The organism is Flavobacterium hankyongi (genome assembly GCF_036840915.1).
Lineage (GTDB): Bacteria > Bacteroidota > Bacteroidia > Flavobacteriales > Flavobacteriaceae > Flavobacterium > Flavobacterium hankyongi.
Genome location: NZ_CP085725.1, coordinates 2,880,478 through 2,906,507 on the forward strand (window position 1 = coordinate 2,880,478; position 26,030 = coordinate 2,906,507).

The 26,030-nt window shown below is 33.7% G+C and carries 22 protein-coding genes; 16 read left to right on the forward strand and 6 right to left on the reverse strand.

The genetic code is table 11. The annotated features are described in order from the left end of the window. Positions 1–12: 12 nt before the first annotated feature. The gene (locus tag LJY17_RS13155; RefSeq protein WP_264544279.1) at positions 13–879 is read right to left on the reverse strand and encodes a DMT family transporter; all 867 of its coding nucleotides are present in this window, start codon (positions 877–879) and stop codon (positions 13–15) included. A 94-nt stretch (positions 880–973) separates the two neighbouring features. Between LJY17_RS13155 and LJY17_RS13160 the strand changes: the two genes are divergently transcribed. Then, positions 974–1,516, forward strand: coding sequence for a heavy-metal-associated domain-containing protein (locus LJY17_RS13160; RefSeq protein WP_264544280.1), 543 nt, complete (start codon positions 974–976; stop codon positions 1,514–1,516). A 49-nt stretch (positions 1,517–1,565) separates the two neighbouring features. Here the strand turns inward: LJY17_RS13160 and gldD are convergent, their stop codons facing one another. From gldD to mutY, 3 genes are read right to left on the reverse strand one after another with little or no spacing between them, the layout of a single operon-like run. Further along, positions 1,566–2,129, reverse strand: a complete 564-nt coding sequence (gldD, locus tag LJY17_RS13165; protein ID WP_264544281.1) for a gliding motility lipoprotein GldD — start codon at positions 2,127–2,129, stop codon at positions 1,566–1,568. 10 nt (positions 2,130–2,139) lie between these two features. Continuing rightward, positions 2,140–2,562 carry a single-stranded DNA-binding protein gene (locus LJY17_RS13170; protein ID WP_264544282.1) on the reverse strand — a complete coding sequence of 141 codons (423 nt, stop codon included), beginning with the start codon at positions 2,560–2,562 and terminating at the stop codon, positions 2,140–2,142. Between the two features lie 39 nt (positions 2,563–2,601). Continuing rightward, a complete protein-coding gene (mutY, locus tag LJY17_RS13175; protein ID WP_264544283.1) occupies positions 2,602–3,633 on the reverse strand; it encodes an A/G-specific adenine glycosylase in 1,032 nt (343 codons plus the stop codon). 108 nt (positions 3,634–3,741) lie between these two features. On the opposite strand from mutY, the gene LJY17_RS13180 reads away from it, so the two are divergent. Together LJY17_RS13180 and LJY17_RS13185 are read left to right on the forward strand one after the other, a co-directional pair. Beyond that, positions 3,742–4,056, forward strand: coding sequence for an HU family DNA-binding protein (locus LJY17_RS13180; protein ID WP_264544848.1), 315 nt, complete (start codon positions 3,742–3,744; stop codon positions 4,054–4,056). Between the two features lie 341 nt (positions 4,057–4,397). Beyond that, complete coding sequence (locus tag LJY17_RS13185) at positions 4,398–5,942, forward strand: Rne/Rng family ribonuclease (RefSeq protein ID WP_264544284.1); 1,545 nt, start codon at positions 4,398–4,400, stop codon at positions 5,940–5,942. Between the two features lie 36 nt (positions 5,943–5,978). Here the strand turns inward: LJY17_RS13185 and pbpC are convergent, their stop codons facing one another. After that, positions 5,979–8,354, reverse strand: a complete 2,376-nt coding sequence (gene pbpC / locus LJY17_RS13190; protein ID WP_264544285.1) for a penicillin-binding protein 1C — start codon at positions 8,352–8,354, stop codon at positions 5,979–5,981. Between the two features lie 134 nt (positions 8,355–8,488). Next, positions 8,489–14,197 (reverse strand): alpha-2-macroglobulin family protein, encoded by a 5,709-nt coding sequence (locus tag LJY17_RS13195; RefSeq protein ID WP_264544286.1) that lies wholly within the window; start codon positions 14,195–14,197, stop codon positions 8,489–8,491. 297 nt (positions 14,198–14,494) lie between these two features. Here LJY17_RS13195 and LJY17_RS13200 point away from each other — a divergent pair, with 297 nt between their 5' ends. From LJY17_RS13200 to LJY17_RS13260, 13 genes are all read left to right on the forward strand, one after another. Further along, positions 14,495–14,860 (forward strand): NADH-quinone oxidoreductase subunit A, encoded by a 366-nt coding sequence (locus tag LJY17_RS13200; protein WP_264544287.1) that lies wholly within the window; start codon positions 14,495–14,497, stop codon positions 14,858–14,860. 33 nt (positions 14,861–14,893) lie between these two features. Continuing rightward, entirely contained in the window at positions 14,894–15,442 is a 549-nt protein-coding gene (locus LJY17_RS13205; RefSeq protein ID WP_073308599.1) for an NADH-quinone oxidoreductase subunit B, read from the forward strand. A 4-nt stretch (positions 15,443–15,446) separates the two neighbouring features. Beyond that, on the forward strand, positions 15,447–15,968 hold the full coding sequence (locus LJY17_RS13210; protein WP_264544288.1) for an NADH-quinone oxidoreductase subunit C: 522 nt from the start codon (positions 15,447–15,449) through the stop codon (positions 15,966–15,968). Between the two features lie 23 nt (positions 15,969–15,991). Then, positions 15,992–17,227 (forward strand): NADH-quinone oxidoreductase subunit D, encoded by a 1,236-nt coding sequence (locus LJY17_RS13215; protein ID WP_264544289.1) that lies wholly within the window; start codon positions 15,992–15,994, stop codon positions 17,225–17,227. A gap of 5 nt (positions 17,228–17,232) precedes the next feature. Continuing rightward, entirely contained in the window at positions 17,233–17,766 is a 534-nt protein-coding gene (nuoE, locus tag LJY17_RS13220) for a complex I 24 kDa subunit family protein (RefSeq protein WP_264544290.1), read from the forward strand. A 4-nt stretch (positions 17,767–17,770) separates the two neighbouring features. Continuing rightward, positions 17,771–19,138 (forward strand): NADH-quinone oxidoreductase subunit NuoF, encoded by a 1,368-nt coding sequence (nuoF, locus tag LJY17_RS13225; RefSeq protein WP_264544291.1) that lies wholly within the window; start codon positions 17,771–17,773, stop codon positions 19,136–19,138. A gap of 72 nt (positions 19,139–19,210) precedes the next feature. Beyond that, positions 19,211–20,236, forward strand: a complete 1,026-nt coding sequence (locus LJY17_RS13230; RefSeq protein ID WP_264544292.1) for a 2Fe-2S iron-sulfur cluster-binding protein — start codon at positions 19,211–19,213, stop codon at positions 20,234–20,236. A gap of 2 nt (positions 20,237–20,238) precedes the next feature. Then, positions 20,239–21,273 (forward strand): NADH-quinone oxidoreductase subunit NuoH, encoded by a 1,035-nt coding sequence (nuoH, locus tag LJY17_RS13235; RefSeq protein ID WP_264544293.1) that lies wholly within the window; start codon positions 20,239–20,241, stop codon positions 21,271–21,273. 6 nt (positions 21,274–21,279) lie between these two features. Next, the gene (locus LJY17_RS13240) at positions 21,280–21,825 is read left to right on the forward strand and encodes a NuoI/complex I 23 kDa subunit family protein (protein WP_264544294.1); all 546 of its coding nucleotides are present in this window, start codon (positions 21,280–21,282) and stop codon (positions 21,823–21,825) included. 2 nt (positions 21,826–21,827) lie between these two features. Next, a complete protein-coding gene (locus tag LJY17_RS13245; RefSeq protein ID WP_264544295.1) occupies positions 21,828–22,337 on the forward strand; it encodes an NADH-quinone oxidoreductase subunit J in 510 nt (169 codons plus the stop codon). Between the two features lies 1 nt (position 22,338). Continuing rightward, entirely contained in the window at positions 22,339–22,659 is a 321-nt protein-coding gene (gene nuoK / locus LJY17_RS13250; protein ID WP_073308617.1) for an NADH-quinone oxidoreductase subunit NuoK, read from the forward strand. A 6-nt stretch (positions 22,660–22,665) separates the two neighbouring features. Then, on the forward strand, positions 22,666–24,552 hold the full coding sequence (gene nuoL / locus LJY17_RS13255; protein WP_264544296.1) for an NADH-quinone oxidoreductase subunit L: 1,887 nt from the start codon (positions 22,666–22,668) through the stop codon (positions 24,550–24,552). Between the two features lie 12 nt (positions 24,553–24,564). After that, positions 24,565–26,004 (forward strand): complex I subunit 4 family protein, encoded by a 1,440-nt coding sequence (locus tag LJY17_RS13260; protein ID WP_264544297.1) that lies wholly within the window; start codon positions 24,565–24,567, stop codon positions 26,002–26,004. The last annotated feature ends 26 nt before the right edge of the window (positions 26,005–26,030 follow it).

A 26,030-nucleotide genomic window follows, 5' to 3' on the forward strand; every position in this document is an offset into this window, starting at 1 on the left:
TTTCCTGCTCTTTTATTTTTTACTAGCCAAGTATACACCACTTAAAATTACACCTGCTCCAACAATTTGCATGAAGTTTAAACTTTCTTCGTCCAGCATTCCCCAACTCATGGCAACTATTGGAATAAAATATGTAACCGAAGAAGCAAATAGAGGAGAGGTGATTTGTATTAGCTGATAATATAAAATGTTGGCAATTCCTGTTCCAATCATTCCTAAAATCATAATAAATAATGTCGAATGAATAACTTCAGGTTGCGTCATCACATCTGCATAACCATTCGCAAATAGTATAATTACCGCAGGGATTAAAAGTGTTAGGAAATTTCCTGTCGTTATTGCTAACGGGCTAACATCCGACAAATACTTTTTTATCAAATTCACATTCAAGGCATAACACATGGTTGCAATTACTACCAAAAATGCACAAAAGTAATTGGTTTCACCTGTAGCCGATTTCCCGAAGAAAACTAAAAATAAGCAACCTGTCAATCCTAAAGCTACTCCAAAAACTTGATTTCGTACAAAGCCTAACCCAAAAGCTAAAACACCAATTAACAAAGTATATAATGGAGTTAATGAATTTAAAATACCACTAACAGAACTTTTTATGCCAGTTTGTGCATAAGCAAATAAAAACACAGGTAGTCCATTTCCAAATAATGAAGTGATGGCAACATATTTCCATTTGGTTAAAGGGATTTTAAGGATGCTTTTAAATCCTACAATTAGCATAAAAAGACAGGCAAATATTATTCGCAAAGCGCCTAAATGAAAAGGATTTAGACCTACTAAACCACGTTTTATCAATATGAATGAACTTCCCCAAATTAAAGAGAGTAATATTAATAAGAACCATTTGTTGTTTTTAGATAGCATAAAGAGATTTTGATTTGCCAAAATTATGTTATTGTTTGTATATGAATTGCCAAAATCTATACTTTTGTTTTATTCAATTATCAAAAAGGAAATTATGAAAAATATTAAACTATCAATTTTAGGACTTGCTTTAGCAGGAATTACTTTTGTGAGCTGTAAGAAAACAGAAACTACCCCTGTTGCTGATGTTAATGCTCAAACAGAAACTACTACAAAATCTGATTCTAAAACTGTAGCAAAGGCTGAAACAACTACTTTCAATATTGAAGGAATGACTTGTGCAATGGGTTGTGCTAAAACAATCGAAAATAAGTTGGCAGGTTTAGACGGCGTTCAAAAAGCTACTGTAGATTTCGAAAAAAAGACTGCAACTGTAGAATATGATGCAGCAGTTCAAACTCCAGAGAAATTAGTTGAAACTGTTGAGGCTGTTGCGGATGGCAAAACATATAAAGTATCTAACGTAAAAAATAGTGCGGATAAAGCAATGAATTACGGAGATCCTAAAAAGAAAAAGAAGGAGACTAGTAAAGAAACTTCAAAAACTGAAGCTTGTGCTACAACTGAGAAAAAAGCGGGATGTTGTGCTTCTAAAAAATCTTGTTCATCGACTGTAAAAGCAGAAGGAACATTGTAATTAATATTTTCAGAAAAAAAAGCTCCGATTGTTACAATCGGAGCTTTTTTTATTTCCATTCTAATGATTCCATTAGCATTCGTAAGTCGTTTTTAATGTAATGTGCAGCAGGTAAAACCGAATCAAAATTAGGTCTTGCATAAAAATATACAGATCCTGCTAAAAAATGTTTTGTACTGTCTGTTAAATAAAATTGAGATTGTGAGGCAGCATTTCCGCCTACTTCATAAAACATTCCGTAAGCTTTCTTTTTGTCGTTTACATAAGGTTGTTCTACAATTCCATCGGCTTTAATTACATGCTCGTAAGTTAGTTTTTGAGCATCACGTAAAAGTGCATCAATGTTTTTGTTAACTGGTTTGTAGTTTAAGTAAACCGTCGCTTTTAGTTTGGGGTAGTCTATGTGAAAATTACAGTTGCCTTGATCTATTACCTTTCCCAACGTATTGTAATTAAATGAAAAACCACAGGTTTTATCAAACTTTTTGTATTTGGGTGCTGGGTAGTTTAAACTTAAATAAGCTTTTGGTTTTGGTAATACTTCATCTTTACAACTTACTATGCTCAGACATAATCCGCAAAAAAGGATAAAGCTCAAATATCTTTTTGACATTGGTAATTTATTAAAAGGGTAAATCGTTTTCGATAGGATTGTCAAAATTAGTGCTTTTTGGAGTGTCAGATTGAGATTTTAACATTTCAGAATCCTTTTTGGTGTTTAAAAAAGTGAATTCGGTTACCTGAATTTCTGTAGTGTATTTTGTTGTTCCGTCTTCGGCTTGCCATTGACGAGACTTTATACGTCCTTCAACATAAATTTTATCACCCTTTGAAAGGTATTTTTCGCAAATTTCTGCAGCCTTATTACGAACCACAACGTTGTGCCATTCGGTCGAAGTGATTTTTTCTCCAGTTGTCTTATTTATATAGATGTCATTGGTAGCTAATGGAAACCTTCCTATGCAATTTCCACCTTCAAAATAATGCATCTTTACTTCATCTCCCAAATGACCTATTAGGATTACTTTGTTTAATGTACCATTCATGGCTTATATTATTTGTGAACATCAAATATACACAAAAAATCAGTATTTATTATTATCTAGAAAATTGTGAAGTACTATTGGGAATGGATATTTTCTTAGGTTATCGTAATCTAATCCATATTCGAAAGTTGTGTTTGTGTTCACTTTCCAGAAAGTTATATGTAAATGTTGATGTGATAGTTTGTGAATTACTGATTCACTCTTTAATAAGGTTATAGAGTTTATGTCGTCAAAAAGTAAGTTTATTTTTTGTTCTATGATTTCTTCTTTCTCTTTTTCTTCAGTTTCGATTAAAGGGAATTCATATAAGTTATGCCAAATCCCTTTTTGAGTTCTTTTGTTGACAATTGCTTGGTTTCGATTGTCTATTGCTAAAATATAATTAAAGAATCGGTTTGTGATTTTTTGCTTTTTAAGTTTTACTGGAAGTTGATTGACTTTCTTTTTTGCTAGTGCCAAGCATGAATTATTTAGTGGGCATAAATTGCAGTTTGGACTTTTAGGAACACATTGTAAAGCGCCAAATTCCATTATAGCTTGGTTAAACAGGGCTGGATTTTTACTGTCAATCAATTCAGATGCTAATTGGGTGAATTCTTTTTTCGCTCCGCTTGAAGCAATATCAGTCTCGATATCAAAATATCTTGACAACACTCTGTAAACGTTTCCATCTACCACAGGAACACATTCTTGAAATGAAAAAGAAGCTATTGCAGCGGCTGTATACTCCCCAATTCCTTTTAATTTTAATAGATCTTTGTAATTGTTGGGGAATTTTCCGTGTAATTCTTCAGAAATATGTTTTGCAGTAGTATGTAAATTTCTTGCTCTCGAGTAATAGCCTAACCCTTGCCATAATTTTAGTACTTTTTCTTCTTCGGCTTTAGCCAAATCAAAAACGGACGGAAAAACCTCTGTAAAAGCTAAAAAATAAGGCAAACCTTGTGCTACACGTGTTTGCTGAAGCATAATTTCTGATAGCCAAATTAGATAAGGATCGTTCGTTTTCCGCCATGGTAAATCCCGTTTATTGTCTAAATACCACGTAATTAATGTCTTACTAAAACTCATTGTTATAAATTGGTTTGCAAAAATAAATCTTTATGTTATTAAATTTTAATCGGTTATAGTTGAAATATTGTTTTTTTAATTTATATATTTGCACACTCAAAAAATTACATAAACTTAAATTTATATAATACAATGACAAAAGCAGATATCGTAGCTAAAATTGCTGACAAATTAGGGTTGGAAAAAGGAGATGTACAAGCTACAGTTGAATCTTTTATGGATGAAGTGAAAACTTCATTGGAAACAGGAGATAATGTTTACTTAAGAGGTTTTGGAAGTTTTATCGTTAAAACTAGAGCTGAAAAAACTGGAAGAAACATTTCTAAAAACACAACAATCAAAATTCCTGCTCACAACATTCCAGCATTCAAGCCTGCTAAAGTTTTCGTAGAAGGGGTTAAAACAAACAACGAAGCAAAATAATTTACTAATCTATAAAACTACAAAGTTATGCCAAGTGGTAAAAAAAGAAAAAGACATAAGGTAGCTACTCACAAACGTAAAAAAAGAGCGAGAGCTAATCGTCATAAAAAGAAAAAGTAGTTCTTAAACTACTTTTTTCTTTTTAAACGTTCATTGAAATTGAGATTTATGATTTTTGAAGATATTTTAAAAATCACATTTTAAATCATAAATCCTACGGGTATTTTCCTGTAAAAAATGTTTAATCCATCCTTTCAGTTCAGTTATGAATTATGAGTTATGAGTTTTTAATAAACTGTAAACTGTAAACTGTAAACTAGTGTCAGGATAAAAATTTACACATGAATAAAGAATTAATTATTCGAACAAGTTCTGACGCTGTAGATTTTGCCTTATTAAAAGATGGAAAACTAATTGAATTACACAAAGAAGAAGAAAAAAGTAACTTTCAGGTTGGTGATATTTTTATCGCCAAAATCAGAAAACCAGTTGCCGGTTTAAATGCTGCTTTTGTAAATGTAGGTTTCGAAAAAGATGCCTTTTTACATTATCATGATTTAGGTCCTAATCTTGCTTCTCAGTTGAAATTCATCAAACTTGTAAGCGCAGGTAAAATAAAAGATTTCTCCCTTAAAACTTTTCCTTTTGAAGCAGAAATTGACAAAGACGGAGCGATTGGAGATGTGCTAAGTGCAAACCAATCAATCTTAGTACAAGTGGTTAAAGAACCAATTTCTACCAAAGGTCCAAGAATAAGCTCAGAGCTTTCACTTGCCGGAAGGTATATTGTATTGGTTCCGTTCTCTGACCGAGTTTCAATTTCGCAAAAAATTGACTCTAGAGAAGAGAAAGACCGCTTAAAACGTCTGGTTCAATCTATCAAGCCAAAAGGATTTGGGGTTATTGTTCGCACAGTAGCCGAAGGCAAAAAAGTCGCAGAAATTGACAAAGACTTGCAAAACTTGTTGGACAAATGGACAGCAATGTGCAAGCGCATTCCTACCGCACATCATCCTTCAAAAGTACTAGGTGAGTTAAATAGAGCATCTTCTATTTTAAGAGATGTTTTTAATGACACTTTCAGTGCTATTTTAATAGATGATAAGGAACTTTATAACGAGACTACGGAGTATTTACAAGAAATTGCTCCAGGTAAAGAGTCAATCGTTAAACTCTATCAATCTAAAGATGTACCGCTTTTCGAAAAGTACAGTATAGAGCGCCAAATAAAGACTTCATTCGGGAAAACAGTTTCTATGAGTAAAGGAGCTTACCTTATTATAGAACATACCGAAGCTATGCATGTCATAGATGTTAATAGCGGCAACAGATCAAATAAAGCAACAAATCAGGAAGAAACAGCTCTAGAAGTAAATATGATTGCTGCTGCAGAAGTAGCACGTCAATTAAGACTTCGTGATATGGGCGGAATTATTGTAGTTGATTTTATCGACATGCAAAACCCTGATAATCGCAAAGTATTGTACGATTTCTTGAAAGAAGAAATGAGTGACGATAAAGCAAAACACAAAATATTGCCTCCTAGTAAATTTGGATTGGTACAAATTACCAGACAAAGAGTTAGACCAGAGGTGAATATTAAAACGAAGGAAGAAGATCCTAATAATGAAAAGGGCGAAATAGATGCACCTATTCTTATTATCGAAAAAATAGCTTCTGACTTAGAAAGAATTATCAAGCAACATAAGAAAGTACGTTTAAACGTGCATCCTTTTATTGCTGCATACCTTACAAAAGGTTTTCCATCAATACGTTCAAAATGGTTTTTTGAACATAAAAAATGGGTGAAAATCATACCTCGTGACGCTTACACGTATTTAGAATATAAGTTTTTAGATGAAAACGGAAATTCTATTGAAGATTAAAAAAACGCCAACTAATTTTAGTTGGCGTTTTTTGTTTTATTCACTCACAATTTCTATCTTTTTCCTAATTTCAAAACCTGTTTCATCTACTACTGTTATGTAATGAAACCCTGTTGAAGTATTAATTGGCATTTCATGGAATGTTTTTGTAGAACCTACATATTTATTGTCAAGATACCAATACAGTTCTTTTTCTCTTTGAGAATGGGCTACTTTTATGATTACTGGCTGAATAACACTATTGAAATTTTTAGTTAAATATATTTTTCTATTGTCTTTAGGATAGATAAAATCCATTGCGCCTTGTTGAGCACCTTGGCAACCCTCTAAAAAAGGTGGGAGTGGTAAATATTCGATATGCTGGTTTTTATAATACCATTCCATAACCGGAGGCAGTACAAACCATTTTTTAGTAATCATATTGTCTACACTTGCACAACTACTATTCACTCTAAATTTACCTGTTGGGTCTAAATGAACGGTTTTGTGATAAGGACAAACTGATGTTGATTTTCCTTTTAATGGTACAAATTGTTTTATCTTAGGACAATCGTCTTGTGCTAAATGACCGCTTAGTTTACAAACATCAACTTGTGTTAAATCCAATGAAGGTTGTTTGAACCAATGTGTTCTTGGTAATAAATTAAAAACATCGAATAATATTGGAGCTGCACTCGAAACCCCAGTTAATGATGGTCTGCCTTCCCCCGAAGCATTTCCTACCCAAACACCAACAACATATCTTGAATTTGTGCCGATAGCCCAAGCATCTCGGTTACCAAAACTAGTTCCTGTTTTCCAAGCAATTTTAAGAGAACTATCGTAAAATTTCCAAGCTTCATCACCCTCAGGACGATTCACTTCTTCCATAGCATTGTAAGTTTGCCAAATGGCTCCTGCTCCTAAAATGGTTTTTTGATTACTTTCAGATCCAAAATCCTGAACAAATGAATTATCATAATTTAGTTCAGAAAACTCTTTTGTTCTATATTTTCCGTTAGATGAATTAAAGTGATTTACCGTTGATGACATTCCGGCGTATGTTCTGCATAAGTCCCAAAGGTTACTTTCGGCACCACCTAATATTAAAGATAAACCATAGTGATCAGGTTGCTTGGAAATATCTCTCAATTTGAATTTCTGTAATTCTTCATAAAATTTGTTTACACCATAGCTTTGTAACATTAATACTGATGGAATGTTTAATGAGCGAGCCAATGCTCTATGGGCGGGAACTGCGCCGTCAAAAGTTAAATTGAAGTTTTGAGGTGTGTAACCAGATATTTGTGTGGGAATATCAGGAACTAAGGTATTTGGTAAAATTTCACCTTCATCTATCATCGCAGCATAAAGCAGGGGTTTTAATATACTTCCTGTACTTCTTGGAGCTCCTATGATGTCAACGTCTTTTTGATGATCTTCGTCAGATGGTGAGTTACCTACATAGCTTATTACATTTCTATTTTGAATATCTATGACAATAATTGCTAAATTGTTTATTTCGTTTTGTTTGTACTGACTATAATAATATTTCGCAATTTGATTAACCCTGTTTTGTAAAGCAATGTTAACTGTTGTTTTTAATCTTGTTCCTTCTTGATTTTTTGCAACTCTTTGTAAAAGATGTGGTGCAATTTGAGGTAAATCATACGGTTTTTGAGGTAACGGTTCCTCTATAGCCAACTCGTATGTTTGCTCGTCAATAATCTTTTCATTTTTTAATTTAAGCAGTAAGTTGTTTCTTTTTCTCAATAACTTTTCTTGGTTTTTACCAGGATAAATTAAACTTGGAGCATTTGGAAGTACAGCTAGAGTTGCGCTTTCGGCCCAAGATAACTGATGTGATTGTACACCAAAATAACGCCAAGAAGCCATTTCGAGTCCAACAACATTGCCGCCAAAAGGCGCATGCGCTGCATACAATTCGAGAATAGTGTTTTTAGAATGTCTAAATTCTAAACGAGTTGCCAGAATGATTTCGATTATTTTTTCAAAGTAGGTTCTTTTTTGCCCTTTTCTAGATAAACGAATGACTTGTTGTGTTAAGGTACTTCCTCCTCGAACAATTTTTCCTGCTTGTCTGTTTTGTTTAAAGGCATTGTACATTGCAGCAGGATTAAAACCAGGATGATATTTAAAATGTTCGTCTTCAAAATAGACAATGCATTTTTTGAATTTATCCGGAACACTATCTTGTGCGGGAAATCGCCATTGACCATCACGAGCAATTTTTGCACCTAATAGTTCACCTTCTTTACTTTCTATTACGGTAGAATAAGGTTCTTTAAATAACGTTCGAGGCAATGAAAAATAATAGGTAACTAGCAATACAAAAATTACAACAGATTTTTTCTTGTTGTTTTGTATCCAAAGCCGAAGAGAATGTAATAAAGATATAAGCTTTGCTTTCACAGTTGGCAAAAATTCGAAAAAGTATACTAAATAGCCCTGATGGAGTGTAAATCCTTTACAATTTTAATTGTAAAGATTGCAGCGAGAGCAGGAAATACCATTGCTGATATTCCCTGAAGTTTCGCTACAAAATATTATTTTACAACTTGCACCCATTGCCCTTTTGTTCTTGCAAGAAAAGTATTGTCGTACATGGCCTCACATTGTAAGCCTGGTAAATAATATGTTCCCAAATAAGAAGCGTTAAGCAAAATTCGGAAAGTTTTTGTCTCGCCAGAACCTAATGGGAAATAAAAATTAGTTCTGTCGTCACGAATGTCAATATAATCGGCTACATTATTGGTTGCATCTCCAAAATCTGTAAAGCGAGTATTTACAATTTCAAATCCTGATGGAAGAATTTGCGAAAGTGCAATGTTTTGTACACTCTCGTTTTTAAGATTTCTCACAGTTACTTCGGCAATAAACTCGGTTCCTTGGTTTATTTTAGAAACATTGATTACTTGCCCTTTTCTGTTTTTGAAGACAATTTTAGCATTTACATCATTTTCAACAGCTTGTTCTTTGCCAACTGGTAAAATACCTGAATTCAGTACACGAACATACAGAGTATTCTTTCTGTTATTTGTAATGGAAACTCCATTTGCTCCAGCTTGGACTACTAAGTTTCTTTCAAGTAATGATTTGTTTGTTTTTGCAGCAAATGTTTTTCCTGCATTGCTAAATTGAACATCGATGCCTTTACCACCATTAAATTGTGCAAATTTTGACATAGAATATAAACAGTATGCTGTGGTCTGTGTACTCATCCACATGTCAGAAGACATACTTTTTGCTAATTTATTTGCTGTGGTAAACGCTTTTTGTTTTTGACCTAATAAGATTAATGTTTCTAGAACCATCGCTCTGTTTCTGTCTCCTGAACCATAATAATAGTAGTTGTATCTATTATCAGATTCGTCGATGCTACTTTTCAATAATAAAGACATTCCAGCTTGTTTTTGACCAGCAAGAGCATATGCTGCCGCCAATCGTAATTTACTTTCGTTAGAAATGTTTTTGGTTTCGCGTAATCTGTTCATAGATGATAAGTCTGGTGAACCAGCAAGAGCCAAGGTGTATAATCTGTATGCTTGTGCTAAATCATTACCATATTTTGATTCGAATCGCCATTTTTTAGCTTCTTTTTGCTGATAAGAAATCCATTTTGATTTGAAATTGATGGGTAATAAATAACCTTTTTTCTCTGCTTCCATCATAAAATGACCAGCATAAGATGTTCCCCAATCATCTGCAGTACCGTCTTCTTGCCAATATGATAAACCACCGTTAGCAAGTTGGAAGCCTCCTAATCTTTGAATGCCAGCTCCAATATTTTGTTGAATTAGAGATTTACGGCTTGCATCAACATCTGCAATATCATTAATGAACAATTGAGGAAAAACAGAAGATGTTGTTTGCTCCACACATCCGTGAGGATATTGAATCAAATATTGCAATCTTCCGTTAAAATTAATTGTTGGCATTGATGATATTTCTATTCTTGCTTTGTTGCTTCCAGCTACACCAAATGTTTTCCAGTTAATCTTTTTAGTACTATTAGGTTCTAATACAATATCTGTATAGGTGTTGGTAACAGGATTTGGATTGGTCATGTCAATTTCGACATCATATGATGATTTTTCACTTCCTGATGTTGCCACAACAGTTACTTTTCCTATTCCGGTTTTAGCTCCTACCTCTAAATTGAAGTAAGCCATTTTTTCGTCTGGTTTAGCAAAAGTTAGACTTTGTGTGCTACTTCCTATTACTCTTAATCCTGGACTTGTTTTTAGTTGTACTAATACATTTTTCACATGATTTTCCATAGCAAAAACGGTAACAGGTATTGTTACTTTTTCGGATGGAGAAATTTTACGAGGCAATGATGCTAATGTCATCAATGGACTGCGAACTGGAGTTGTTTTTTCTACACTTCCATAAGCACTTGATGATGCGTTTGCTGCAACTACCATTGTTCTCACTGAACCTATGTATTTAGGTAACTTTATTTGATGTGTTTTAGTGTCTCCTTTTTCTAATTTGAAAGGGCCTAAATAAATCACTACTGGTTTGAAACGATTTGCTTTTTTGGCTTTTCCACCACCTAAATCCTGGTCACCACCAATACTGAATATTTGATTTACTTTTCCGCCATAAGCACCTATTACATCATCGTAAATATCCCAAGTTTTTACACCAAGAGCTTCACGAACATAGAAACTTTCCCAAGCATTTGGAGTTTTAAAGCCTGTTAAGTCTAATAATCCGTCATCAACAACAGCAATAGTATACGTCATTGCTCTTCCTGATTTTTCACTTACTTTCACATTTACTGTTTGTTCTGGTTTTAGTACTTCAGGCATGCTAAGTTGTGGCTCAAGAATTGTACTTTTATCTACAACTTCAATAGGAACAACACCATACATTCTTATTGGAGAATCATTTTTAGTATTAGCATGAGGTTGTAATAATGTAATGTTGAAATACACATTTGGAGCCATTTCGCCTGTAATAGGAATATCAACTTTTGTTTCTCCTTTTTTAGTTTTAGCCCAAATAGTTTCCACTACTTTTGCTCCGTTTTCTATAGAAATTAAAGCTCTACCACCTTCACTCGAAGGGAAAGAGATTTGAGCTTTTTCACCCACAGCATATTCTTTTTTATCTGTAGAAAAAACCAACATGTTTGCTGTTGAAGCGTCAGTGTTTCTTGTTTTACCTGACCATGCTGGCCAGTCTATATTTACAGTTTGCGCAGTAGCATGTCCGTCATTAGGATCTGTGATACGTATTAAATAGCGTCCCCATTCTTCATCACGAAGTGCAAATGAAAAACTTCCTTTTCCTTGTGCATCAGTATTAATTCTGAAAGTCTTATAAGATGTTGTTGCGTCAGATGAATTGTAATTAGATAAATTATCATTTGATGCATCCCACCACCAGCGCCATTCTACTTTAAATACTTTTACTTCAAGATTTTTAACCGGTTTTGGACGACCGTTTTCATCAACAGTGATTACGTCAAACTTGTTGTTAGCTCTTGTTTCAAGCATTTCGTATTTGGTTAATGCTGGAAGTTTTAAACCTACATATGTTTTATATGGTGAATACGTAGTCGACATAACATCGGCACTAAAATCACCACCTTCTTCATAGACCTTTGTCATAAAAGCCGCTTTAAGCATACCTGGTGCTTGTCCTGAAAGTTTAGGATCAATCTTTACAGATGCTTTTCCGTTTTCGTCTACTTTTCCTGAAAACACATTTATTTCTTCGGAACTGAATTGGCGCACTAAATCATCAAATACATATTTTTCATATCCTTTGAAGGTTGTTGTTTGCTGCGAAAACTTAGCCTGCATTTCGGCTCTTAAATTTTTGGCAACAGCACCATGCAACCAGTTAACTTGTAATGAACTTGTGTTTGGTTGTGAACCAGAAAGCATAGTGCGTTGAAATGTGTTTTTAATTTTCAAACGGTTTGGTTTGATAGTTTCAATTTTTATGCTCTTATAGAATTTTGCTCCACCAACACTTACCATAGCTTCCCAATTTCCTGTTGGGTCTTCTGGATTTGTTGGTACTGTGAAGCTATAATGGTTTAATTCGTTTGATTTTTGAACAGTTTGATAAACTACTTTTCCATTTGGATCTGCTAATCTAAATTTTATTGGATGAGAAGCTGGAATTTTATTTGCAGCATCATTAAGGATAAAAGAAAGGTACAAATTGTCGCCTGGGCGCCAAACACCACGTTCTCCATAAATGAAACCTTTAAGTCCTTTTTGAAGTGTTTCGCCCGATACATCGAAATTACTTAATGACAAAGAATTTCCATCGTCTAGTTTCACATAAGTTGATTGATCTCCTTGACTAACAATTGCGAAATAAGCAAACTTGTTTAGTTGGAATTTAGCTAATCCATTACTGTCTGTAGATTGTGTTTCTAATTTTTGTTGTTGGTAACTGTATAATTCAACTTTTGCATTTGAAACTGGTTCAGTAGTTACAATGTTTGTTACAGCAAATACATACGATTTGTTTTCGCCTCTTTTAGCAATAACGCCTAAATCTGACGCAAGAATATTGGTTGCAATTTTTGCATTATAAAAGTATGATGACGAACAAGGATCTTGACTTTCTCTCCATTCGTAATCGTCATAGTAATAATCATCGTAATTGTCGTAACTGTAATTAACATCGTTTTCATCTACTTCTTCCTCTTCAGTTTCTTCTTCAGCATCTGATGAATCACATTTGTACAATGAGTATTTTTTCTTGTATGAAAATTCGACTCTGTAAATCGCTCCCGGATCTGGAGTAATGATTTTTGAAAGGTCTAAAGCAAAAGTATTCCATTCACTAAACTTAATTAGCTTGTTCTCTTTTAGATTTATGGTTGTTTTTGCAACAGGTTGTGCTACCTTTTTGAGGTTTTGAGCGCCGTTTAATTCGTTGTATTGTAAAAACTGTAAAATATTGTTTTTGTAAATTTTATATACTTTTACATCTACTGCGCTTAGATTTACAGTTTGGAAGTTTAGCTTTAAATTGTTTGAGCTAGGTAGAATAGTTCCGTTTTTAGTAAACTTAATGCTTGGTTTAATTTGTTCAAATGAAAAGGTGGTTTTATAATCCTTTTGCATTTTGTTCCCATATTCGCTCTCAATACCTTGAAAGATTTCTACCAAAACCTCTCCAGTGATAGTTTGAACTGGTGTTGCTTCTTCTTCAGGTTCAACATATTCGGCAGCTATTTCTACAGGTTCAGACTCAACAATTGCTGCAGCGGTATCAACTGCCACAGCAGTGCTGTCTACTAGCGCAGTTACTTCTGCTGGTTCTGCAACTGAAGCAGATTCAACAGCTTCTTCTGCTGGAGTAATTTCAGTTACTTCTTCAACAGTTGGAGCTAGTGTACTGTCAAAGTATACTTTAAGTAGATTTCCTTGTGTAGAAAATTTAAGATTGTCGGCATTTTGTATGCCTACAAGCCCTTTAAAATCTTGACCTTTTTGTAATGGTTCAGAAAAATTGATTAATAAGGTTTTATTTTCTTCATCTTCTTTCGAAACCTTAACTACTTTGAACTCGTTTTTAGCGGTTACATTGTATTCAATCTTGCCTTCTTGCTCGATATCAAAATCACTTCCGTCATAATTTATTTCAACAATGCTTTCTTCATCAAAACGTTGAATACTGTCTATGATAAATTTAAATTCTGTTCCAGAGTCGGCTCCTTTTATAAATTTTATTTTTAAATCATTACCTTTTTGTTCAGCTGAAATCAATTTTTGAGCATCTTCAAAGTCGATGATATCGGCTGTTTTTAAAGTTCCATTAAGATATTGATATTCTTTGCTGTAAGATTGGATGTCTTCAGTGTTTACAACAAAATCTTGTTTCAATGTTTTTACGGTAAAATTAAATTCAGACAATTCTTCTTTCACCTCCATAATATCTTTCAACTTCAGTGTGACTTGATATTCAGTGTTTGGGTCTAATTTTTTTTCGGGAACAAATGCAATTGTATTGCTTGATAAGGCAATAACTTTACCATCGACACTTGGTGAAATGTCGAAAAGATCTGAATCTAGGACTTGATTGGTTTTCCATTCTTTTTTATCGAATGCAAAGACGACCCTAATATCAGATTTTGCCGAGACTAGCCCTCCTGTGAAATTGGTAATGATACCTTTAAATAATGAAAAATCAGAATTGAAATCGGCGGCTGATTTTTTTCCGCAAGCTTGAAAAATAAGGACTGTAAGCACTAGGCAAACAAGATTTTTCATTTTCATTTTTTCGAAGAAATTAGAGGTGAATGATTGGTTAAAATTTTATTAAAATCATATCAATAATTGAGCCAAGTTTTAATAAATATTTTGTTGTTAAATTTTAAAATTGCATTGTTAACCAAATGTATAATCTTTTTGTTATTGGATAAGATTTTGTTTGTTAATTTTTACAAATTCATAAAAGTTATTTAGAAAGAATAAAAATAACTGCTTAACGGAGCATTTTTTAGGTTAAATTGTCAAATTTAATTGCGATTTAATTCCAGCCACGTATCTTTGTAAGTGATAAATTTTATAATAATGCAAACAAATCAATTTAATTATTTGCCTATTTTGATGCAAATGGGGCTAGCTGTAGGATTTGTGGTTATGACCATAATTATATCTGGAATGCTTGGTCCTAAAAGACATTCGCAAACAAAAGACAAAAATTTTGAGTGTGGTATAGAGTCGGTGGGAAATGCCCGTATTCCTTTTTCGGTAAAGTATTTCTTAGTGGCAATTTTGTTCGTGCTTTTCGATGTAGAGGTTATTTTTTTATATCCTTGGGCGGTAAATTTTAAAGATTTGGGAGTAGAAGGAATGATTAAGATGGTGATTTTTATGTCGCTGTTATTAGTTGGTTTCTTTTATATTATCAAGAAGAAAGCCCTTGAGTGGGAATAATAATATTGTGAACGTATTTTCATAAATTTTACAATGAGCGATTCAAAAGTAAATATGGTGGAAGCTCCTGAAGGATTGTCTGGAGAAGGGTTTTTCGCAACAAAATTAAGTGATGTGGTTGGTTTAGCGAGAGCTAACTCAATGTGGCCTCTTCCTTTTGCAACATCATGTTGCGGAATTGAGTTCATGGCAACTATGGCATCTCACTATGATTTGGCACGTTTTGGTTCAGAAAGAGTAAGTTTTTCGCCAAGACAAGCAGATATGTTAATGGTTATGGGTACTATTTCGAAAAAAATGGCTCCCATATTACGTCAAGTATATGAGCAAATGTCTGAACCAAGATGGGTTATATCTGTTGGGGCTTGTGCATGTTCTGGTGGTATATTTGACACATATTCTGTTTTACAAGGAATAGATAAAGTAATTCCTGTAGATGTTTATGTGCCTGGCTGTCCTCCAAGACCTGAACAAATTGTTGATGGTGTAATGCGTTTACAAGAATTGGTAAAATCAGAATCGGTTCGTCGTCGTAGTTCGCCAGAATACCAAGAACTATTAGCATCTTATAATATTAAATAAGAACATGGCTTTAGAAAATACTCAAATTCAAGATAAGTTATCAGAAACATTTGGAGAAAGCGTAATGCATTTTCGTCAAGAAGGAGATATGTTTACGTTTGATGTTGCTGCAGATAAAATTACTGCAGTGATTTTGTTTCTTAAAAATGATGAAACACTTAATTTTCACTTCCTAACGGATGTTTGTGGTATTCACTATCCAGATAGTGATGTTAACGAACAGTTTTCAGTTGTGTATCACTTGCACAATTGGATAGAAAATAAGCGTATCAGAATAAAAGCCTTTTTGAACGGAGAAAACCCTGAAATTAAAACAATTTCAAACATTTTCTTGTCTGCCAATTGGATGGAACGTGAAACGTATGATTTTTACGGAATCAACTTTATTGGTCATCCACAATTAAAAAGAATCCTGAATATGGACGAAATGGTTTCATTTCCAATGAGAAAAGAATTCCCTATGGAAGATTCAGGAAGAACAGATAAAGACGACAGGTTTTTTGGAAGAACTCCATCAAACTGTTAATATATAATTTTTCAGATTCAATAATGTCAGAACTATTATTAACACCAGAGCATCGCTACGCAAAAGTCATCAACGAAAGACGTAATGAAGACGGAAGTGAGCTTTCTATCCTAAACTTAGGGCCTACACACCCGGCAACTCACGGGATTTTCCAAAACATCCTTTTAATGGATGGTGAGCGTATCCTTGATGCAGAACCTACTATTGGTTACATTCACAGAGCTTTCGAAAAAATTGCTGAAAACAGACCTTTTTACCAAATCACACCGCTTACAGACCGTATGAACTACTGTTCGTCACCAATCAATAATATGGCTTGGTGGATGACAGTAGAGAAACTTTTAAATGTTGAAGTGCCAAAACGTGCTCAGTATTTAAGAGTTATTGTTATGGAGTTGGCTCGTATAGCAGACCATATTATTTGTAACTCGATTTTAGGGGTAGATACTGGTGCTTATACAGGTTTTTTGTATGTATTCCAGTTCCGTGAAAAAATTTATGAGATTTATGAAGAAATTTGTGGAGCTCGTTTAACGACAAACATGGGAAGAATTGGAGGTTTCGAAAGAGAATGGTCTGACGAAGCTTTTAGAAAATTAAATCTTTTTCTTGAGGAATTCCCTCCAGTTTGGAAAGAATTTGAAAACCTTTTTGAAAGAAACAGAATCTTTATTGATAGAACGGTAAATGTTGGACCTATATCTGCTGAGAGGGCAATGCAATATGGTTTTACAGGACCAAATTTACGTGCTGCAGGAGTTGATTATGATGTTCGTGTCGCACAACCATACTCTTCTTATGAAGATTTTGAATTTATAGTTCCAGTTGGAAAATCAGGAGATACTTACGATCGTTTTTGTGTGCGTAATGCAGAAGTTTGGGAGAGTTTAAGTATTATCCGTCAAGCATTGGCTAAATTACCAGAAGGTCCTTACCATGCAGATGTTCCTGATTATTATCTTCCTCCAAAAGAAGATGTTTATAATAACATGGAATCATTAATCTACCACTTTAAAATTGTAATGGGTGAAGTGCCTGTACCAGTGGCAGAAATTTATCATCCTGTTGAAGGTGGAAACGGAGAATTAGGTTTTTACTTAATTACCGATGGAAGTAGAACTCCATATAGATTACATTTCCGTCGTCCATGCTTTATTTACTATCAAGCATATCCAGAAATGATTAAAGGAGCATTATTATCAGATGCTATCGTAATATTATCAAGTCTTAATGTAATTGCTGGCGAATTAGACGCTTAATAATTATGGGAGAAATATCGAATATAAAACAAAACATAAATATTTCGGAAGCATTAATGGCTCGAATCAATGAACTGATTAGTCATTATCCCGAAGATAAAAGAAAATCAGCACTACTTCCGGTTTTGCATGAAGTACAAGATGCTCACGATAACTGGTTAAGTATAGAATTGCAAGATAAAGTTGCCGAAATTTTACACATTAAACCAGTTGAGGTTTACGAAGTAGTTTCTTTTTACACGATGTTCAACAGAAGACCTATTGGAAAATATATGTTTGAATTTTGCCAAACTTCATGTTGTGTTACACGTGGTGTAGAAAATCTGATGGATTATGCTTGTGATAAACTAGGAGTAAAAATTGGTGAAACTACTGCTGACGGTATGTTCGAAATACGTGGTGTAGAATGTCTAGGAGCATGTGGTTATGCGCCAATGTTACAGTTGGGCGATTTCTACCATGAAAATCTTTCTAAAGAAAAGTTCGATCAATTAGTTGAAGATTGTAAAGCTGGAAAAATAACTTTACACGATAAATAATACCATGGGAAGAAAAATATTATTAGATAAAATCAATATTCCGGGTATCAAAACCTATGAAGTATACCGTCAAAATGGTGGTTATGCTTCAGTGGAAAAAGCTTTAAAGCAAATGACGCCAGATGAAGTTACTGAAGAGGTAAAAACATCTGGAATTAGAGGTCGTGGAGGGGCAGGTTTCCCAGTAGGAATGAAATGGAGTTTTATTGATAAAAAATCAGGTAATCCTCGTCATTTGGTTTGTAATGCAGACGAATCTGAACCTGGAACTTTCAAGGACCGTTATTTAATGGAATACATTCCTCACTTGTTAATTGAGGGTATGATTACATCTTCATATGCTTTAGGAGCAAATCTATCGTATATCTACATTCGTGGAGAATACATGTGGGTGTATAAAATTTTAGAAAGAGCCATTGCCGAAGCAAAAGCTGCTGGTTGGTTAGGTAAAAATATCTTAGGTTCTGGTTACGATTTGGATTTATATGTTCAAATAGGAGGTGGAGCTTACATCTGTGGGGAAGAAACCGCTTTGATTGAATCATTAGAAGGTAAAAGAGGTAATCCTCGTATAAAACCGCCATTCCCAGCTGTAAAAGGGTTATGGCAAAATCCAACGGTGGTAAACAATGTTGAGTCTATTTCAGCTGTGCCTTGGATTGTAATGAACACAGGAGCAGAATATGCTAAAATAGGTATTGAACGTTCAACAGGAACAAAATTAATTTCAGCTTCTGGTCATATTAAAAATCCTGGAGTTTATGAAATTGAATTAGGGGTTTCGGTTGAAGAATTTATTAATTCAGATGAGTATTGTGGAGGTATGATTGATGATAGACCATTAAAGGCTTTAGTGCCTGGAGGTTCATCGGTGCCAATTTTACCAGCACATTTAATATATAAAACTGCTGCAGGAACAGATCGTTTAATGACATATGAGTCATTATCTGATGGTGGATTTGCAACTGGATCAATGTTAGGTTCAGGTGGATTTATAGTTTATAATGACACTACTTGTATTGTAAGAAACACTTGGAACTTTTCACGTTTCTATCACCATGAATCTTGTGGTCAATGTACACCATGTCGTGAAGGAACGGGTTGGTTAGAAAAAATTCTTTGGAGAATTGAAAATGGTCAAGGTCGTGAAGAGGATATTGAATTATTATGGAGTATTCAATCTAAAATTGAAGGAAACACAATTTGTCCTTTAGGTGATGCTGCTTCTTGGCCTGTAGCCGCTGCTATTCGTCACTTTAAAGAAGAATTTGAGTACCACATTCGTTTCCCTGAAAAAATTAAAAATAGAGAGCATTTTGTAGCTGAGCCTTTCGAAAAAGTAAGACACTTAGTAGCAAAACAAACTGTATAAAGTCAAAAGTTTAAAAGTCACAAAGTCAATGGAGTTAATCTCTTTCGGCTTTCGACATTAAGACCAAAATAAATGAAAGTAACAATAGACGGTCAAAGTATAGAAGTGGAACCAGGAACAACTATCCTGCAAGCTGCTCGTATGATTGGTGGAGAACTAGTTCCGCCAGCCATGTGCTATTATTCAAAATTAAAAGGAAGCGGTGGTAAATGCCGTTGCTGTTTAGTAGAAGTTGCAAAAGGAAGCGATGCTGATCCTCGTCCTATGCCTAAACTTGTTGCCTCTTGTGTGACAGGTTGTATGGATGGAATGGAAGTAAACAGTAAATCTTCTGAAAGAGTGGAAGAAGCTCGAAAATCGGTAACAGAATTTTTGTTAATCAATCACCCATTAGATTGTCCGGTTTGTGATCAGGCAGGGGAATGTGATTTGCAAAACTTAAGTTTCGAACATGGAAAATCAAAAACTCGTTTTATCGAAGAGAAAAGAACTTTCGAACCAGAAGATATTGGTCCATACATTCAATTGCACATGAATCGTTGTATTTTATGTCAGCGTTGTGTTCAGGTGGCAGACCAATTAACAGACAACCGTGTTCACGGTGTTATGGATCGTGGAGATCATGCTAATATTTCTACATGTATTTCTAAAGCTATCGATAATGAGTTCTCTGGAAATATGATTGATGTATGTCCAGTTGGAGCTTTAACAGATAAAACATTCCGTTTCAAATCTAGAGTTTGGTTTAACAAGCCATATAATGCTCACCGTGATTGTGATAAATGTTGTGGAAAAGCTACAGTTTGGATGTTTGGTAACGAAATTCAACGTGTTACAGGTCGTAAAGATGAGTATCATGAAGTAGAGGAATTCATTTGTAATACTTGTCGTTTTGACAAAAAAGATGTGAATGACTGGGTTATTGAAGGACCTCGTAAATTTGAAAAAGATTCTGTTATCAATCAAAACAATTACACTCGTAAAACCGAACAAGTTGTTATTGAAACAGAGGAACATATTTTATTAGGTCGTGAAGAAGATCGTAAAAAAATCAGTATGCCAGACTTTCCGTTAGATTCTAATCCTAAAAAAATATAAGCATGTTAGACAGTACATTTTTTATAGAAAAAGGGATTATTATTTTAGTGGTTTTTGCAGTAACTATGATTTTTGCCATGTATTCTACTTGGGCAGAACGTAAAGTTGCTGCTTTTCTTCAGGATCGTGTAGGTCCTAACCGTGCTGGTTTTGGAGGTTTACTACAACCTTTGGCAGACGGTCTTAAATTGTTTTCAAAAGAAGAATTTTTTCCAAATACTCCTAATAAATTTTTATTCATAGTAGGTCCAGCTATTGCTATGAGTACTGCATTAATGACAAGTGCTGTATTGCCATGGGGTGATAAATTAGTGATTTTTGGAAAAGAAGTTATATTGCAGGCTACTGATATTGATGTAGCTTTGTTATATGTTTTCGGAGTTATCTCAGTTGGAGTTTACGGAATTATGATTGGAGGATGGGCATCTAACAATAAATTCTCTTTAATGGGAGCTGTTCGTGCATCTTCACAAATGATTTCATACGAAGTTGCAATGGGATTATCAATCATCGCTTTATTGATGATGACAGGAACATTGAGCTTAAAAGAAATTTCAATGCAACAATCAGAATGGAGATGGAATGTATTATACCAACCAGTTTCATTCTTAATCTTTTTAATTTGTGCTTTCGCAGAAACAAACAGAACACCTTTCGACTTAGCAGAGTGTGAATCGGAATTAATTGGAGGTTATCACACAGAATATTCTTCAATGAAAATGGGATTCTATTTGTTTGCAGAATATGCTAATATGTTCATTTCTTCGGCAATTTTATCTATTTTATTCTTTGGAGGGTACAATTATCCTGGAATGCAATGGATGACTGAAAATGTTGGAGTAAATGCAGCAAATGTTCTTGGAATTATAGCTTTATTGGTAAAAATATGTTGTTTCATTTTCTTCTATATGTGGGTAAGATGGACAATACCAAGATTCCGTTACGATCAATTAATGAATCTAGGGTGGAGAATATTAATTCCGCTTGCTATTATAAACATTATGATTACTGGAGTTTGCATTTTAGCTTTTAAATAAAAAAATATGTCAACGTCTATTCAAAATATATCTTTATCAGGAAGAAAAAAAGAAGTTTCTAACAAAGAAATGACTTTTTGGGAAAGCCTGTATTTGGTTGCTATTGTAAAAGGTTTGATGATTACAATCAAACACTTTTTTAGAAAAAAAGTAACTATTCATTACCCAGAGCAAACACGTGAAATGAGTCCTGTTTATCGCGGGAGACACATGTTAAAACGTGATGAGCAAGGTCGTGAAAACTGTACGGCTTGTGGATTGTGTGCTTTGTCATGCCCTGCAGAAGCAATTACAATGAAAGCTGCTGAGCGTAAAAAAGGCGAAGAGCATTTATACCGTGAGGAAAAATATGCTGAGATTTACGAAATCAATATGCTTCGTTGTATTTTTTGTGGTTTGTGTGAAGAAGCTTGTCCAAAAGACGCTATCTATCTAACAGTTTCTAAAGAATTAGTTCCTGCAAATTACGATAGAGAAGATTTCATCTTCGGGAAAGATAAATTAGTTATGCCGCTTGAAATGGCTATTGCAAATTCTAAATCAGTAAACTAGCTATGTCGTTATTAACTATATTCTATATTTTGTCTGCAATTACAATTGCGACTGCGTTTTTAACTATCATTAGTAAAAATCCAATTCATAGTGCTATTTACTTAGTAATCTGTTTCTTTACAGTGGCAGGTCATTATTTGTTGTTTAATGCGCAGTTTTTAGCACTTGTACATATTATTGTGTATTCGGGAGCTATCATGGTACTCTTCTTATTCACCATCATGTTGATGAATCTCAATCAAGAAGACGAACCTCATAAAAAATTAGCCACAAAATTAGCTGCTGCTGTTTCCTTTGGACTAGTTTGTTTTGTTTTATTGGCTGTTTTTATTAAAGCGATGCCAATTATTGATAATTACAAGCAAACAGGTCAAGACTTTCAATCGATAAAAGTTCTAGGAAGAGTATTGCTAAACGAATATATGGTTCCGTTTGAATTTGCATCAGTATTATTACTTGTAGCAATGATTGGAGCAGTGTTATTGTCTAAAAAAGAAAAATCTATTCAGTAAAATGCAAAATATATTACAACAAATAGGAATCGAAAATTACATCTATCTATCTGTAATTTTATTCTGTATTGGGATTTTTGGAGTTTTGTATAGAAGAAATGCTATTATCATGTTCATGTCTATCGAAATTATGTTAAATGCTGTAAACTTATTGTTTGTGGCTTTTTCAACATTTCATCAAGATGCACAAGGACAGGTTTTCGTATTCTTCTCTATGGCTGTAGCTGCTGCAGAAGTAGCTGTTGGTTTGGCAATTTTGGTTTCTATTTTTAGAAACTTAAGTTCAATCGACATTGATAATTTAAAAAATTTAAAAGGATAAATACTAATGGAGAAAAATTTAGCTTTAGTATTATTGTTAGCACCACTATGTGCATTTATTTTTAATGTTTTCTTAGGAAAGAAGGCAGGAAAAGGGGTTGTTGGAGCTGTAGGAACGTTATCGGTTTTAGTTTCGTTTTTTGCAACTACTTATTTCTTTTCTATAATTCAATCTACAGGAAAACCAATTGATGTTATTAATTTGTTTCAATGGATTTCATTAGAGAAATTCAATATAAACTTCTCTTTTTTATTAGATCAACTGTCAGTGTTATGGTTAATGTTTGTTACAGGAATTGGGACTCTAATTCATATGTATTCGATTAGCTATATGCACGATGATGAAAACATGCATAAGTTCTTTGCTTACCTAAACCTTTTCGTATTCTTCATGATTATTTTGGTTATGGGTGGTAATTTATTAATCCTTTTCATTGGTTGGGAAGGTGTTGGATTATGTTCTTATTTATTGATTGGATTTTGGTACAAAAACCAAGAATACAATGATGCTGCTAAGAAGGCTTTCATTATGAATCGTGTTGGAGATTTAGGTCTTTTAATTGGATTATTCATTTTAGGATACTTATTCAACACACTTGATTATGCTACTTTAAAAACTACTGTATTAAGTAATAGTGACATCTTATCAAATCCTTTAGTTGGAATTGCGGCATTGTGCTTATTCATTGGAGCAACAGGTAAATCGGCTCAAATTCCTTTATACACTTGGTTACCAGACGCGATGGCGGGACCTACTCCGGTTTCTGCTTTAATTCACGCTGCTACGATGGTTACTGCAGGTATTTTTATGGTAACTAGAATGCATTTTGTTTTCGATTTAGCACCATATGTTCAAGATATTATTGCTGTGATTGGAGCTGGAACTGCAATTTTAGCTGCTTCAATTGGATTAGTTCAAAACGATATTAAAAAAGTATTAGCATATTCAACAGTTTCTCAATTAGGTCTAATGTTTTTAGCCCTTGGTTTAGGAGCCTATGAAGTTGCTGTTTTCCACGTTATAACTCACGCCTTCTTTAAAGCTTGTCTTTTCTTAGGTTCGGGTTCAGTAATTCATGGTTTACATGGCGAACAAGACATGAGAAATATGGGTGGCTTACGTAAAGCAATGCCTATCACGTTTTGGACAATGATGATTTCTACATTGGCTATTTCTGGAATTTTTCCATTATCAGGTTTCTGGTCAAAGGATGAAATTTTAATGACAGCTTTCCATGGAAATATTGTTTTATGGGTTGTAGGATCAATAGCTTCAATAATGACTGCTTTCTATATGTTCAGATTAATGTATTTGACTTTCTTTGGAGAGTTTAGAGGTACAGAAGAACAAAAGCATCATTTACATGAGAGTCCTTCTTTAATAACTATTCCATTAATAATTTTAGCTATTCTAGCTACTGTTGGAGGTTTAATAAGTTTGCCAGGAAACAGTTGGTTAAATCATTATTTAGCACCATTATTAAGCAAAAGCGAGCATGCTGCACATCATTTAGGTACTACAGAATATGGTTTGATGGGAATTGCAACTGTAGGAGCTTTATTAGGAATTGGGTTAGCATACTCTAAATACATTAAGAAGGGAGAAGTGCCTCCTCAAGATTCTCAAATCAAAGGAATTGCAAAAACGTTATATAATAAATATTATGTAGACGAAGCTTACGAGACTTTATTTGTAAATCCAATTTATAAGTTGTCACATTTCTTTAGAAATTATTTTGAAGTATTTTTCTCGGAAGTTGTTTTTGCTTTTGGAAAAATTGCCAATGCTGTTGCAGTGCAAGGAAAATCGATACAAAATGGAAGTGTAGGATTATATCTTTTTGCTTTTGTTTTAGGAGTTTCTTCGATTTTGATTTATTTATTTTTAGTTTAATAATTACATATAATGAACGTATCATTTATACTTATTCTTTTATTATTTGGAACTTTTGCAACTTACCTTGCGGGCGATAAGTTAGCAAAGACAGTAGCTATAATTTTTAGTTTAGCGTCTGTTGCAGGTTCAATTTTTATTCTGAATCAGCATAGTGCAGGAATCGATACTAGTTTTATGACTAGCTGGATTTCTAATCCAAATATTTATATAGCATTAAAAGTTGATGGATTGTCGTTAGCTATGTTATTATTAACTACTGTGCTTACGTCTATCATTTTGTTTTCATCATTTGGAAACAATTACAATAACAGTAAAAGTTTTTATGCATTAGTATTGTTCATGTCATTTGCAATGGTGGGAACATTTTTAAGTGCCGATGCATTTTTATATTATATTTTTTGGGAGTTAGCTTTAATTCCAATTTATTTCATTGCTTTAATTTGGGGCAATGGAGATGCAGATGAGCGTAAAAGAGCTATCGTGAAATTCTTTATTTACACTTTAGCAGGTTCATTATTTATGTTGATGGCTTTCATTTATTTGTTCAATAGAGCAGGTAGTTTAATGATTGGTGATTTGTACATGATTAGATTAACTGAAAATGAACAATTTTGGATTTTTACTGCTTTCTTCTTGGCATATGCGATTAAAATTCCAATTTTTCCTTTCCATACTTGGCAGGCAAATACCTATCAAATGTCACCTTCAGTTGGTACAATGTTATTATCTGGTATTATGCTTAAAATGGGATTATATAGTGTTATTCGTTGGCAATTACCAATTGCGCCTTTAGCTGCCAAAACGTATATGGATATTTTGATACTTTTATCAGTAATAGGTGTTGTGTATGGTTCTATTGTAGCTTTGAAACAGCGTAACCTTAAAAAATTATTGGCTTATTCGTCATTAGCACACGTTGGTTTAATTGCTGCAGGAGCTTATACCTTAACTCTAGATGGATTAAGAGGAGCAGTTTTACAAATGATAGCTCACGGATTTGTTGTTGTAGGTTTGTTCTTTGCTGTTGAAATTATCGAAAGACGTTTACAAACACAAGAAATTTCTGAAATGGGAGGAATTAGAATCCAAGACAATAAGTTTGCCTCAATGTTCATGATTGTGATGCTTGCATCAGTAGCGTTGCCTTCAACTTTTAATTTTATTGGAGAATTTACTTTGTTGTATAGTTTGTATAATGTGAATATTTGGTTCGCAATTATCGCAGGTACTACAATCATTTTAGGAGCTGTATACATGCTTAAAATGTTTCAACACGTAATGTTAGGTGAAAAAACTGATAAAGTTTTCAAAGGGATAACAGTTCAGGAATCTGTAGTTTTTGTAATTATAATAGCTGTATTGTTGTTTTTTGGATTATATCCAAAACCAATCAATGATTTGATTACTCCAGCTTTACAAGAAATAGTAACGAAAATTAATAAATTATAAGAAGTAAGAGAAAACTCAAACTTCAA